This window comes from Acidovorax radicis, assembly GCF_020510705.1.
GTDB classification, from domain to species: domain Bacteria; phylum Pseudomonadota; class Gammaproteobacteria; order Burkholderiales; family Burkholderiaceae_C; genus Acidovorax; species Acidovorax radicis_A.
The window spans coordinates 4,612,501-4,625,924 of sequence record NZ_CP075184.1 but is presented as its reverse complement, the minus strand read 5'-3'; the positions used below and the strand labels follow the sequence as shown (position 1 = coordinate 4,625,924).

The 13,424-nt window shown below is 63.9% G+C and carries 10 protein-coding genes (1 of these 10 running past the window's edge); 8 read left to right on the top strand and 2 right to left on the bottom strand.

What is annotated here, in order from left to right; translation table 11 throughout:
- Positions 1-166 precede the first annotated feature (166 nt).
- The gene (rocF, locus tag KI609_RS21185; RefSeq protein WP_226445492.1) at positions 167-1,123 is read right to left on the bottom strand and encodes an arginase; all 957 of its coding nucleotides are present in this window, start codon (positions 1,121-1,123) and stop codon (positions 167-169) included.
- A gap of 301 nt (positions 1,124-1,424) precedes the next feature.
- Between rocF and holA the strand changes: the two genes are divergently transcribed.
- Complete coding sequence (gene holA, locus KI609_RS21180; RefSeq protein WP_226445491.1) at positions 1,425-2,480, top strand: DNA polymerase III subunit delta; 1,056 nt, start codon at positions 1,425-1,427, stop codon at positions 2,478-2,480.
- A gap of 41 nt (positions 2,481-2,521) precedes the next feature.
- Positions 2,522-3,847 carry an NAD(P)/FAD-dependent oxidoreductase gene (locus tag KI609_RS21175; RefSeq protein ID WP_226445490.1) on the top strand — a complete coding sequence of 442 codons (1,326 nt, stop codon included), beginning with the start codon at positions 2,522-2,524 and terminating at the stop codon, positions 3,845-3,847.
- Between the two features lie 433 nt (positions 3,848-4,280).
- On the opposite strand, the gene KI609_RS21170 is transcribed toward KI609_RS21175, so the two are convergent.
- Positions 4,281-4,565, bottom strand: coding sequence for a hypothetical protein (locus tag KI609_RS21170; protein WP_226445489.1), 285 nt, complete (start codon positions 4,563-4,565; stop codon positions 4,281-4,283).
- A 66-nt stretch (positions 4,566-4,631) separates the two neighbouring features.
- On the opposite strand from KI609_RS21170, the gene KI609_RS21165 reads away from it, so the two are divergent.
- The 6 genes from KI609_RS21165 to KI609_RS21140 form a co-directional block, all read left to right on the top strand.
- Entirely contained in the window at positions 4,632-5,912 is a 1,281-nt protein-coding gene (locus tag KI609_RS21165) for a glutamate-5-semialdehyde dehydrogenase (protein ID WP_226445488.1), read from the top strand.
- 130 nt (positions 5,913-6,042) lie between these two features.
- Complete coding sequence (gene trkA / locus KI609_RS21160) at positions 6,043-7,524, top strand: Trk system potassium transporter TrkA (RefSeq protein WP_226445487.1); 1,482 nt, start codon at positions 6,043-6,045, stop codon at positions 7,522-7,524.
- Between the two features lie 16 nt (positions 7,525-7,540).
- Complete coding sequence (locus KI609_RS21155) at positions 7,541-9,007, top strand: TrkH family potassium uptake protein (RefSeq protein WP_226445486.1); 1,467 nt, start codon at positions 7,541-7,543, stop codon at positions 9,005-9,007.
- A 96-nt stretch (positions 9,008-9,103) separates the two neighbouring features.
- Positions 9,104-10,399: a glutamate--cysteine ligase gene (gene gshA / locus KI609_RS21150; protein ID WP_226445485.1), complete on the top strand. Its 1,296-nt coding sequence runs from the start codon at positions 9,104-9,106 to the stop codon at positions 10,397-10,399.
- A 166-nt stretch (positions 10,400-10,565) separates the two neighbouring features.
- Positions 10,566-12,434: a potassium transporter Kup gene (locus tag KI609_RS21145; protein WP_226445484.1), complete on the top strand. Its 1,869-nt coding sequence runs from the start codon at positions 10,566-10,568 to the stop codon at positions 12,432-12,434.
- Between the two features lie 142 nt (positions 12,435-12,576).
- Positions 12,577-13,424, top strand: partial view of a benzoate/H(+) symporter BenE family transporter gene (locus KI609_RS21140; RefSeq protein WP_226445483.1) — the 5' portion only. Its footprint extends 340 nt past the window's final position; the window shows 848 of its 1,188 coding nt (coding positions 1-848); the start codon lies at positions 12,577-12,579; the stop codon falls past the right edge of the window.

Below are 13,424 nucleotides of genomic sequence, written 5' to 3'. Positions count from 1 at the left end.
CGCACGCCTCATTACTCAAAGCGAGTGCTGTTTTAGTTCAGGCATCGCTGTGACATAGCCAGAACCGATTCGTGAAGAGCTTCCCTAGCGATTTATAAATAAGCGCTGACAGCTATCTATTTGATAGTAATTGTGGTGGTGATCGGTGTGCTGGGCTGTTCTGCCTTCACACGGGGCGTGCCCGCATCAGCGTGCTTTTGCCAAAGAGCGACTCCACCAGGTCCACCGCCAGCGCGGCGGTGCGGTTGCGCACATCCAGCGCGGGGTTCAGCTCCACGATGTCGAGCGAGGCGAGGCGGCCGCTGTCGGCAATCATCTCCATACAGAGTTGGGCCTCGCGGTAGGTGGGGCCGCCGGGCACCGTGGTGCCCACGCCGGGTGCGATGTCCGGGTCGAGAAAATCCACATCAAAGCTCACGTGCAGATGGGTGTGGGCATCGAGCCCGGCCAGCGCCTGCTCCATGACCTGGCGCATGCCCACCTCGTCGATAAAGCGCATGTCGAAGACTTCGAGGCCTTGCTCGTGCACGAAGCGTTTTTCGCCTTCGTCCACGCTGCGGATGCCGATCTGGCGGATTTGCGAGGGGTGCAACGCCGGGCCACCGCCGGGCATCTGCGCCAGTTGGGTGAGCTCTGCAGGGCCAAAGCCGCATAGGCAGGCCACGGGCATACCGTGCACATTGCCGCTGGGGGTCAGTGCGCTGGTGTTGAAGTCGGCATGGGCATCGAGCCACAGCACGCGCAGTTTCTTGCCGACCTCGGCGCAATGGCGTGCCACGGCGCTGACGCTGCCCAGTCCCAGGCAGTGGTCGCCGCCCAGCAAGATGGGCAAGTGGCCCTGTTGCAGCTCGGCATACACCGCATCGAACACCCGCTGGTTCCATTCCACCACCTCGGGCAGGTGGCGGTAGCCAGCTTCAGGGGCTTGCCAGGGGTTGGCTGGCCCGCTGAGGTTGCCGTGGTCCATCACCTGCAGGCCGTGGCTTTCCAGCGCCGTTTGCAGGCCCGCGACCCGCAGCGCTTCGGGCCCCATGGAGGCGCCTCGCGTGCCGGCACCGACGTCGGTGGGGGCGCCAATGAGGCAGATGGTGGGCGTGGCGTGGGGGGCGTTGGCAAGTGTCATGGGGATGCAATGGGTTGGAAGTCGCCTGGCAGGATGGAAGCGGGCCCGACGGCTCGGAGTGCTCGGTGAAAAAGCAGATGCACCCTGGGTGCCGCTGCCGGATTTTGCTTGGCATGGGCGCCAAAGAAAAGGTGCACACCTGCATGGCTGTGGATAGGGACTGCGCAAACTGCAGGCCTGGGCTGACGATTCGCGTGGTTGACCGGTTGGGCCGCTGCGCCAGAGCTTGCTCTGCGTGGTCTTTCTCAATACCCCGTGCAGATACCGGTGTGTGTGCCAGCGAGGCGATAAACTTTGTCCCATGCAAGTCGCCCTGGCCCAACTTTCGACCCACCTTCAGCGGGCCTTGTCATCCCTGTATGTTTTGCATGGCGATGAACCGCTATTGCAGCAAGAGGCCGCAGACGCCATCCGTGCCACCGCCCGCGCCCAGGGCTATACCGAGCGCAGCAGCTACACCGTGGCCGGTGCCCACTTTGACTGGAGCGCCGTGCTGGCCGCAGGCGGGTCTTTAAGCCTGTTTGCCGACAAGCAGATCGTCGAGATCCGCATCCCCTCGGGCAAGCCCGGCAAGGACGGCAGCGTGGCGTTGCAGCAGATTGCCGAATCCGCCCGGGGCAATGACAGCACGCTCACGCTGGTGATGCTGCCGCGCCTGGACAAGGCCACCCGCACCGGGGCCTGGTTCGCCGCGCTGGAAGCGCAGGGCATCTCCATCCAGATCGACCCCATCGAGCGCGGCATGCTGCCGCAGTGGATTGCCCAGCGCCTGGCCGCGCAGGGCCAGCGCGTGGTGGCGGGCGAAGAAGGCCAGCGCACCCTGCAGTTCTTTGCCGATCGCGTGGAAGGCAACTTGCTGGCCGCGCACCAGGAGATCCAGAAACTGGCCTTGCTGCACCCCGCGGGTGAACTGACCCAGGCCCAGGTCGAAGCCGCCGTGCTCAACGTGGCGCGCTACGACGTGTTCAAGCTGTCCGAATCGGTGCTGGCCGGGCAGACGGCTCGCGTGCAGCGCATGCTCGACGGCCTGCAGGCCGAGGGCGAGGCCGAAGTGCTGGTGCACTGGGCGCTGGCCGAAGACATCCGGGCCCTCAAGCGCGTGAAAGACGCCATGAACGCCGGCCGCCCCCTGCCCATGGCGCTGCGCGAAAACCGCATCTGGGGCCCCAAGGAGCGGCTGTTTGAACGCATCCTGCCCAAGGCCAGCGACGCCGCCCTGGCGCGCCTGCTGCAATCGGCCCACACGGTGGATGGCATCGTCAAAGGCCTCAAGCAGCCCGATTGGCCGCAAGACGGCTGGCAGGCCCTGCAGCGCCTGGCCTTTCAGCTGTGCCGCCTGACCAGCGCGGCACGGTGATGGCGGGCGCTGATGCCTCCCTGCGGTCGCCGCAGGGCTCCATGCCATTGCGCTTGCCCAACGACGACGCCACCAACGGCTGGTCCGCCATCCTGCCCTCGCGCACGCCGCGCCCTGCGCTGCAGGGCGATGTGGCGGCCGACTGGTTGGTGCTGGGCGCGGGCTTTGCGGGCCTGGCCGCCGCGCGCCGCCTGGCCGAGCTGAGCCCCCACGCCCACATCGTGCTGGTGGACGCTGGCACCGTGGGCAACAACGCCTCGGGCCGCAACTCGGGCTTTGCCATCGATGTGCCGCACAACATCGGCAGTTCGCTCGAAGAACTGCGCCAGGCCGCGCACTACCAGGCCTTGCTCACGGCGGGCATGACCGACTTGGAGCGGCTGGTGGCGCAGCACCGCATCGACTGCCAATGGCGGCGTGCAGGCAAGTACCACTGCGCCGTATCGCCCGCCGCCGAGCGCACGCTGCAGCGCCATGTTCAGGAGCTGCGCGCCCTGGGTGCACCGCACGAGCTGCTGGACCGCAACGCCTTGGCCGCGCGCCTGGGCACCCGCTACTTTGCCGCCGGGCTCTACACGCCGGGCACCGTGCTGCTCAACCCCGCCGCACTGTGCCGGGGCCTGGCCGATGCGCTGCCCGACAACGTCACCCTGCACGAGCAAACGCCGGTGCAGCGGCTGGATTGGTCAGGCGGCAAGGTGGTGGCCCACACGCCGCAGGGCAGCGTGCGTGCGCCGCAGTTATTGCTGGCGGCCAATGGTTTTGCGCAGCAGCTGGGGTTGTTTGGCAGCGCCTGGGGGGCGGAGACGTTTCCGCTGGTCACCTTTGGGTCGCTCACGGCCCCGCTCACGCCCGAGCAGCGCAGCCGCCTGGGCGCCCCCGAGGGCTGGGGCGTGACGCCCGCCAGCGCCGTGATGGGGGCCACGCTGCGCTACACGGACGACCACCGCATTCTGGTGCGCCAGGGCTTTGAATACGCGCCGCATTTCCGCGTCAGCCCAGCGGTGCGCGAGCGGGTGCGGCGTGAGCATGCGGCCGTGTTTGCTGCGCGTTTTCCGCAGCTGGCCGATGTGGCGTTGGAGCATTTTTGGGAAGGCTCGATTGCCATCACCCGCAATGGCGCGCCGCGCTGGGGGCGGCTGGCGCCGCAGGTGCATGGCGTCGCCGGGTGCAATGGGGCGGGGGTGGTGAAGTTCACTGCGCTGGGGGCGTTGGCGGCGGATTTGGCGCTGGGGCAGGACCACCCCTTGCTGGCCCATGCCTTGGCGTTGGGTGGGCCGACGCGCATGCCGCCGCAGCCGTTCATGGGGCTGGGGGTGCGGGCTTATATTGCGCGGGAGAAGTGGTTGGGGCGGGCGGAGGTTTGAGGGGGTTTTGGCCGCTTGCGCTTGTGGAATAAGCGCTAGCAGCTATGAAATTGGTAGTGATTGCCTAAGCTTTCCTCCCCCTGTCGCACCCCCGCCCGTTCGGGCTGGGCTTGTCGAAACCGGGGAGTGCGCCCGGCGGCGCAGTAACTTTCTTTTGCTTCGCCAAAAGAAAGTAAGCAAAAAAAAGGCGACCCCCAGTCTGCGACCCCTTCGCGGAGCGAAGGGGCAAACCTGCGTCGGGGCGGTTGCGGGGTGCGCCGTGGAACTCGCTTTGCGCTGCGCGCGCCGCTCGGACAGCCACGGCGAGTCAGATCACGAAACACGCGCGCTCCGACGCGCGTGTCGCCCCGCAACCGCCCCGCCGTAGGCAGGGGGTGGGCATCCGAACAGCCGAACATCCATTCGGGCCATTGCTGCGCTCGGCCCTAGGGTGTCAGCTGGCGGTTAACGTGCCTTGGGCTTTTTCTACCCACATCGTCAGGTTTGCTACCAAGTCCTTCTGGCTGAACGAGCAGCTTTCTTCCGAGAACAATGCGCTGGATTCCAGTCGGTCCAGCAGATTCAGCAGCACGTCGCTGTAGCGCGGGGGCAGGGCGGCGAGCAGGGTGGATTGCTGGCGGGCCAGGGTGCTCAGGGTGGCGGCGGTGTGGTCGCCGCGTTCAAAGGCTTGCAGGGCTTGGGCCAGGGTGGTGAGCTGGGTGGATGCGGTGTCGGTCATGGTGGTGCGGTGGTGTGCAACAGGGGCAGGCCGCAAGGGTAAATGCAACTGCGGCAAAATCGCAGGATGAACGCCCTCAATGTCGCTGAATACACGCACACCCTCGGTCTCCAGGCAAAAACGGCCTCTGCGCTGATGGCGAAAGCGCCGGCAGCTATCAAAAACAAAGCATTGCTGGCCCTGGCCCGTTTGCTGCGCGAGCAGACCGAGGCGCTGCAGGTGGACAACGCCCGCGATCTGGAGCGCGCGCGCGCTGCGGGTTTGGCCGAGCCGATGGTGGACCGTTTGAAGCTCACCCCCAAGGTGCTGGAGACCTGCGCCCAGGGCTGCGAGCAACTGGCCGCAATGGCCGATGTGATTGGCGAGATCATTGGCATGAAGCAGCAGCCCAGCGGCATCCGCGTGGGGCAGATGCGGGTGCCGATTGGCGTGTTTGGCATGATTTACGAGAGCCGCCCCAACGTCACCATCGAGGCCGCCAGCCTCAGCATCAAGAGCGGCAACGCCTGCATCTTGCGCGGCGGCTCCGAGGCCATTGATTCCAACCGGGCCCTCGCCAAGCTGGTGCAGCAGGCGCTGGCCGAGGCGGGCCTGCCGCAAGACGCGGTGCAGCTGGTGCAGACCACCGACCGCGAGGCCGTGGGCCAGCTCATTGCCATGCCCCAGTTTGTGGATGTGATCATCCCCCGCGGCGGCAAGGGGCTGATCGAGCGCATCAGCCGCGATGCCAAGGTGCCCGTCATCAAGCACCTGGACGGCAACTGCCACACCTATGTGGACGACCCCTGCGACATCGCCATGGCCGTGAAGGTGGCCGACAACGCCAAGACCCACAAATACAGCCCCTGCAACGCAAGCGAAGGCCTGCTGGTAGCGCGCGGCGTGGCGGCCGCGTTTTTGCCCCAGATCGGCGCGGTGTATGCCGCCAAGGGCGTGGAGATGCGCGGCTGCCCCGAGTCGTTGGCGATTCTGCAATCGGTGGCGGGTGCCAAATTGGTCGCCGCGACGGAGCAGGACTGGAGCGAGGAATACCTGGCCCCCATCATCAGCGTGAAGGTGGTGGCGGGCGTGGATGAGGCCATTGCGCACATCAACCACTATTCCAGCCACCACACCGATGCCATCCTGACGCGCGACCACATGCACGCCCAGCAGTTCCTGCGCGAGGTGGACTCGGCCAGCGTGATGGTGAACGCCAGCACGCGCTTTGCCGACGGCTTTGAATTTGGGCTGGGGGCAGAAATTGGCATCAGCACCGACAAGTTCCACGCGCGTGGCCCGGTGGGCATCGAGGGCCTCACCTCGCTCAAGTACGTGGTGCTGGGTGAAGGTGAAGTGCGCGCCTGATGCAGTCGGCTGCCGGAGCGGGGCACGGCCACCGCAGTGGGTTTGCGGGCGGGCATGACAAGCTGGCTCGGGCACAACAAGCGGGCTTGCTCCCATTGACGCCCCGGCACCCTGTGTTGATCATTTCAGCGTGAAAATCATTATTCTTGGTGCGGGCCGTGTGGGCCAGAGCGTGGCCGACAGCCTCGCGTCGGAGCGCAATGACATCACCGTCATCGACACCGATGCCGCCCGCCTGCGGGACCTGGAGTCGCGGTTCGATCTGCGCGGAGTGGTGGGCAGCGGCACCGAGCCCGCCGTGCTGGCCGAGGCGGGTGCCCACGACACCGACCTGCTCATCGCCTGCGCCGCGCAGGACGAAACCAATCTGGTGTGCTGCAAGATCGCGCAGCTTGTCTTCAACATACCCACACGCATCGCGCGCGTGCGCTCGTCGGGGTTTGCGCTGGATGAGCGCCTGACGGGGCCGGACGGTTTTGCGGTGAGTCGCATCATTTGCCCCGAAGAGTCGCTCACGCGCTATATCGGCAAACTCATCGAATACCCCGAAGCCATGCAGGTGCGCATGTTTGCCGGAGGGCGCGCGTGCCTGGTGGCGGTGCGCGCACGTGTCGGCGCGCCCATGGTGAACCACTCGATTGGCGAGCTGCGTGATGCCAACCCCGAGATGGCCATGCGCATGGTGGCCATCTACCGGCGGTTCCCGGATGAGCCCGATCGTTTTGTGGCCTGCGATGGCAACACGCGCATCGAACCCGGTGACGAGGTGTTTGTCCTGGCGGCGCATGAGCATGTCGCCGGGGTGCTCGCGGCTTTGCACCGGCCCCAGTCCCAGCCCGCGCATCCTGTGCGGCGCATCATGGTGGCTGGCGGTGGAAGGGTGGGCCTGCGCCTGGCGCGCCAGCTCAGCCAGACGGCCGGGCGGTTTCATATCAAGATCATCGAGAGTGATGCGCAGCGGTGTGTGGAGCTGGCATCGGTGCTGCCGTCCGAGGTGTTGGTGTTGCAGGGCGATGCCACCGACGAAGACCTGCTGGGGGACGAAGGCATCGAAGAGGTGGACCTGTTCCTCGCGCTCACCGACGACGATGAAGACAACATCATGTCCTGCCTGTTGGCCAAGCGCATGGGCGCGCGACGGGTGCTGGCCCTCATCAACCGTCGCAGCTACGCCGACCTGATGCACGGCACGCAGATCGACATTGCGCTGTCGCCCGCGCAGGCCATGCTCGGTGAGTTGCTGGCTTACGTGCGCCAGGGCGACGTGCAAGCGGTGCACAGCCTGCGCCGCGGTGTGGCCGAGGCGCTGGAGATCGTGGCGCGCGGCGACCGCAAAAGCTCGCGGGTGGTGGGGCGCCAGGTGTGCGACCTGCACTTGCCGCGCGATGTGCACATGGGCTTGATCGTGCGGGGGGTGCCCGATCTGGTGGACAAAACCACTGCGGCCGTGGCCGCGAACGCGCCTGCGTCCGCGCAGGGGGATCCGCAGGTGATCATCCCGCGCAGCACGACCGTGATCGAAAGCAACGATCACGTGGTGTTCTTCCTGCCGCACAAGCGGCTTGTGCGCGATGTGGAAAAGCTTTTTCGCGTGAGCGCGACGTTCTTTTAAGTCTGGCCTGCACACCATGGTGGATCTGTTTCCTGTGCTGCGTGTGCTGGGCATTCTGACCATGGTCTTTTCGCTGTCCATGGGGTTGCCCCTATTGGTGTCGCTGTGGACCCAAGACGGGGTTTGGCGGGTGTACCTGGTGGCGATGGGGGCCACGTTGACGGCGGGCGCCTGGCTCTGGTGGCGGTTGCGGCTTTTCAGGCAAGAGCTGCAGCCCCGCCATGGCGTGATGCTGGTGTCGTTGGTGTGGACGTTGTTTCCGCTGTCGGCCGCGATCCCGCTGATGCTGGCGGGGCATGACATCGGGCGGCCCATGTCCTTCACGCACGCGTATTTCGAGGCCGTTTCGGGGCTCACCACCACGGGGTCGACGGTGTTGAGCGGGCTCGACAGCCTGCCCGTGTCGATCAATGTGTGGCGCACGTTCCTGCAGTGGATGGGGGGCATGGGCATCCTGATTTTGGCGGTGGCCGTGCTGCCTTTGTTGGGCGTGGGCGGCAGCCAGCTTTTCAGGGCCGAAGCGGCAGGCCCGGTGAAAGACACCAAACTCACGCCCCGCATGACCGGGACTGCCAAGGGTTTGTGGGGCGTGTATGCCGTTTTCTCGGCGCTGTGCGGGGTGGCCTTTTGGGTTGCGGGCATGGAGCCGCTGGACGCGCTCATGCACATGTTCACCACGGTGAGCCTGGGTGGGCTGTCGTCCCACGATCAGAGTTTTGGCTATTTTCAGTCGCCGTTGTTGGAGGCGATCTGCATGGGCTTCATGCTGGCGGCCAGTTGCAATTTTGCGTTGTACTTTGTCGCGCTGCGCAAGGGCGACTGGGGCGGCTTCTGGCGCGACCCCGAGGTGCGCGCCACGCTGATGGCATTGATAGGCGGCGGCTTGCTGGTGGCGGTCTTGTTGTGGATCAAAGGCGTTTATGGCCTGCTGGACGCTTTGCGCTATGGCATGTTCAATGTGATCTCGCTGGCCACCACCACGGGATACGCCACGACCGACTACCTGGCCTGGCCCGTGTTTGCACCGGTGTTCATGTTGCTGCTGTCAGGGGTTGCCACCAGCGCTGGCTCGACGGGCGGCGGCATCAAGATGGTGCGCATGCTGATTCTCGTCAAGCAGGCGCGCCGGGAGATGAGTCGGCTGGTGCACCCCCGTGTTGTGCAGCCCGTGCGCCTGGGTGACGCCGTTGTGGACAACCGCGTGATTTTTTCGGTGCTCGCGTTCATGCTGGTTTATGGAGGCACGATTTTTGGGCTCAGCATGGTGATGCTGCTCACAGACCTTGACCCGGTGACCGCATTTTCGGTGGTTCTGGCCAGCGTCAATTGCGCCGGGCCTGGGTTGGGGAGTGTGGGGCCTGCGTCCGCTTACGCGGTCTTGACCGATTTCCAGATCTGGGTATGTACGCTGGGGATGTTGCTCGGGCGGCTGGAGATACTGAGTTTCCTGGCGCTGTTGACGCCGGCATTTTGGCGGCGGTAACCTGCTCGCTAGCGTGGTGGCGGCCGTCAGCTTGTGAAATCCGGGCACGGCCCCACATCCCTACAATTCACCGCAACCGCTTCCCAAGGGCTCTTCATGGTTCCGCATCTCATCACGGCCCTCACGGGGCCGATCAACGAACTCGAACAGCGCATTCTGGACTCGATGCCCGCCATCGAGCGCTGGTTTCGCCTGGAGTGGATGGAGCACACGCCGCCGTTCTATACCTCGGTGGACATCCGCAACGCAGGGTTCAAGCTGGCGCCGGTAGACACCAACCTGTTCCCGGGCGGTTGGAACAATCTCACCAAAGAGATGCTTCCCCTGGCCGTGCAGGCCGCCATGGCGGCCATCGAGAAGATCTGCCCTGAGGCGCGCAATCTGCTGATCATCCCGGAGAACCACACGCGCAACACCTTCTACCTGTCCAATGTGGTGCAGCTGCAGCGCATCTTCAACATGGCGGGTCTGAATGTGCGTGTGGGATCGATCAGCCCCGACATCAAAAAGCCAACGCGCATCGACCTGCCCAACGGCGATTCGGTCACGCTCGAACCGGTGGTGCGCACCAAGCGCCGCCTGGGGCTCAAGGATTTTGATCCCTGCACCATCTTGCTCAATAACGATCTCTCGGCAGGGCCTCCCGGGATTCTCGAAGATATTCACGAGCAGTACTTGTTGCCCCCGTTGCACGCCGGCTGGACGGTGCGCCGCAAAAGCACCCACTTCAAGAACTATGAAGAAGTGGCCAAGCGCTTTGGCAAGATGCTGGGCATCGACCCCTGGCTCATCAACCCCCTGTATAGCCAGTGCGATGAAGTGGACTTCACTGAAGGCACAGGCATGGACAAGCTGCAGACCACGGTGGACGCGGTGCTGACCAAGGTGCGCCGCAAATACAAGGAATACGGCATTAACGAAAAGCCGTTCGTGATCGTAAAAGCCAACAACGGCACCTACGGCATGGGCATCATGACCGTGCGCGACGCCAAGGAGCTGGACGCCGCGAACCGTAAGACCCGCAACAAGATGGCTGTCATCAAAGACGGCCAGCCGGTCCACGATCTCATCATCCAGGAAGGTGTGCTCACCCAGGAGCGCGTGCACGAGGCCGTGGCCGAGCCGGTGGTCTACATGATGGATCGCTACGTGGTGGGTGGGTTTTATCGCATGCATGCCGAGCGTGGCGATGACGAAAACCTCAACGCCCCGGGCGCCAGTTTTGTGCCGCTGGCCTTCGAGCACAGCACGCACATGCCCCAGCCGGGCGTGCGGCCCGGTGTGAGTGGCCCGAACCGGTTTTATATGTATGGTGTGGTGGCCCGCCTTGCCATGCTGGCGGCCAGTTACGAGCTCGAAGCCACCAACCCCGATGCCGAGGTGTACGACTGATCCGTTTTGGGGCGTGGCGCGCCTGCCACGCCCGGGGTGGCTTGCCAAGCGCAGTTGTTGCGGTGCAACATAGTAATTTCCCTCCAATCGTGCGGGGGGCGTGAGCGCACAATAGCGTTCCCAAAAGTAACGGAACCCCGCCCAGCACACTGCGCGGGGGTGGTCAGTGCAAAGCTCCAAGTCATCGCTCGCGGCGCTCACGCTGGGAGCCATCGGTGTTGTGTATGGCGATATCGGCACCAGCGTGCTGTATGCCGTCAAGGAAGTGTTCGGATCAGGCCATGTGCCGTTCACACCCACCAACATTTACGGCATCCTCTCGATTTTTTTCTGGACGCTCACGATCATCGTGTCGCTGAAGTACGTGGTGTTGGTGCTGCGTGCAGACAACAACGGCGAAGGTGGCCTGATTGCGATGCTGGCCCTGGCGTCGCAGGCCGTCAAAGAAAAGCCCCGGCTGCGCGGTTGGCTGCTGGGGATTGGCATCTTCGGCACCTCGCTTTTTTACGGCGACGGCGTCATCACCCCCGCCATTTCAGTCTTGTCCGCTGTGGAAGGGCTGGAGGTGGTATCTCCCCATTTCAAGCAGTACGTGATACCCATCACCCTGGTGGTACTGTTTTGCCTGTTTGTGGTGCAAAAGCGGGGAACAGGGGGCATCGGCAAATTCTTTGGCCCCATTACCCTTGCATGGTTCATCACTATTGCGCTGCTTGGTGTGTCGCACATCGTCGGGCACCCAGAAATTCTGTGGGCACTGAGCCCGCACCATGCTGCCAAGTTCATCTGGTTCAACCCCGGTGTCAGCTTCATCATTCTTGGCGCCGTGGTGTTGTGCGTCACGGGGGCTGAAGCGCTGTACGCAGACCTTGGCCACTTCGGCAAGCGGCCTATCCGCCTGGCATGGTTTGGGGTGGCGATGCCCTCGCTCACGCTCAATTATTTTGGGCAAGGGGCGCTGCTGCTGGCCCGGCCCGAAGCCGTCAAGAATCCGTTTTACATGATGGCGCCCGATTGGGCGCTCGTGCCCCTGGTCATCATGGCCACCATGGCCACGGTGATCGCATCGCAGGCGCTGATCACGGGGGCGTTCAGCGTGACCAAACAGGTGATTCAGCTGGGTTACCTGCCCCGCCTGAACATCCAGCACACCAGTGTGCGCGACACCGGGCAGATATATATGCCACTGGTTAACTGGGGGCTGTTTGTTGCCATCGTGCTGGCTGTGGTGACGTTCCGCACGTCCAGCAATCTGGCGGCGGCCTACGGCATTGCCGTCACGCTTGACATGCTGATCACCACCATCCTGACGTTTTTTGTCATCCGTTATGGGTGGCACTATCCGCTTGTGTTGTGTATTGCCGCCACGGGCTGCTTCTTTGTGGTTGATCTGGCATTTTTCACCTCCAACCTGCTCAAGCTGTTCCAGGGCGGCTGGTTCCCGCTCATGATCGGCGGCATCGTGTTCTCGCTCATGATGACGTGGAAGGAAGGCCGCAGGCTGCTCAATAGCAAGCTGCGCGCCGATGCCATTGATCTGAAGGACTTCCTGGAGTCCGTCTTCATCAGCCCGCCGACACGTGTGGATGGCACGGCGGTTTTTCTGACCGCAGAGACCGGCTCGGTGCCCAACGCATTGCTGCACAACCTCAAACACAACAAGGTGCTGCACCAGCAAAATCTGTTTGTCACGGTGCACAACCACGAGACGCCCTGGATCGGGTTGGACAAGCGGTTACAGGTCCAACCGCTCGGACACGACTGCTGGCAAGTGGTCATTCACTACGGCTTCAAGAACGACCCCGACGTGCCCCGCGCGCTGGAACTGTTGCGTGGTCGCGGCTGCGAGCTTGAACCCATGACCACCAGCTATTTCCTGTCACGCGACACCGTCATTCCGAGCATTGGCAGTGGCATGGCGCCCTGGCGCGAAAAACTGTTCGCCCAGATGCACCACAACGCCAGCGGAGCGGCAGACTTTTTGCACCTTCCGAACAATGCCGTGGTGGAGTTGGGTTCCAAGATCGAGATCTGATGATTTCAAGCATTTTTGGCACCCGGCGCTTGATGGGTAAGCGCTAGCAGCTATAAATAATATAGCAAATTTATTGAGACCCCGGGCGCTTGGTGCCCAATCCATGGGCCGATGCAGCAGGTGCGATGCCAAAATCCGGCCCATGCAATTTTTCAAAGACCTGAGTCTGTCCACCTTTGTGGCAGGTTTCGTGGCGGTGTTGGTGGGTTTCACCAGTTCCGTGGCCATTGTGTTTCAAGCGGCGCAAGCATTCGGTGCAACGCCAGCGCAGATCACCTCGTGGATGTGGGCGCTGGGCTTGGGCATGGGGTTGTGTTCGCTGGTGCCATCCCTTGTTTTGCGCAAACCGGTCATGGTGGCGTGGTCCACGCCGGGCGCGGCCGTGTTGGCGACGGCGGGCCTGGCCGGTGGTTTCAGCATGGGCGAAGCCATTGGCGCGTTCATGGTCAGCGCCGCGTTCATCACGCTGGCCGGACTGACCCGCTGGTTCGAGCGCGTGATGAGCCGCATCCCGATGGAAATCGCCGCCGCCCTGCTGGCCGGCGTGCTGGCCCGCTTTGGGTTGCAGTCCTTCGCAGCTGCCCAGACGGCTCTGCCGCTGGTGCTTGTCATGTTGATGGTCTATCTGCTCAGCCGGCGACTGGCTGCTCGGTATGCCGTCGTCCTCACACTGGCAGTGGCTGTCGCTTTTGTGGCTGTTCAGGGCCAGATGGCGTGGTCTGCCGTGCAGCTGGAGCTGGCCATGCCGGTCTTTACCGCTCCGCAGTTCAGCGTGGCGGCCACCGTCAGTCTGGCCATTCCGTTGTTTGTGGTCACCATGGCATCGCAGAATTTGCCCGGTGTCGCCGTCATCCGGGCTTCGGGCTACGACCTGCCGATATCACGGCTCATCACGCTGACGGGGTTGGCAACGCTTGTCCTGGCGCCCTTTGGGGCGTTCGCTCTGAATTTCAGCGCCATCACCGCAGCCATGTGTATGGGCTCCGAGGC

What these genes read in the sequence shown, in the direction of transcription:
- rocF (WP_226445492.1), bottom strand. Translation starts at nt 1,123, where the DNA reads ATGACACTTGCCAACGCCCCCCACGCCACGCCCACCATCTGCCTCATT.
- holA (WP_226445491.1), top strand. Translation starts at nt 1,425, where the DNA reads ATGCAAGTCGCCCTGGCCCAACTTTCGACCCACCTTCAGCGGGCCTTG.
- KI609_RS21175 (WP_226445490.1), top strand. Translation starts at nt 2,522, where the DNA reads ATGCCATTGCGCTTGCCCAACGACGACGCCACCAACGGCTGGTCCGCC.
- KI609_RS21170 (WP_226445489.1), bottom strand. Translation starts at nt 4,565, where the DNA reads ATGACCGACACCGCATCCACCCAGCTCACCACCCTGGCCCAAGCCCTG.
- KI609_RS21165 (WP_226445488.1), top strand. Translation starts at nt 4,632, where the DNA reads ATGAACGCCCTCAATGTCGCTGAATACACGCACACCCTCGGTCTCCAG.
- KI609_RS21155 (WP_226445486.1), top strand. Translation starts at nt 7,541, where the DNA reads ATGGTGGATCTGTTTCCTGTGCTGCGTGTGCTGGGCATTCTGACCATG.
- gshA (WP_226445485.1), top strand. Translation starts at nt 9,104, where the DNA reads ATGGTTCCGCATCTCATCACGGCCCTCACGGGGCCGATCAACGAACTC.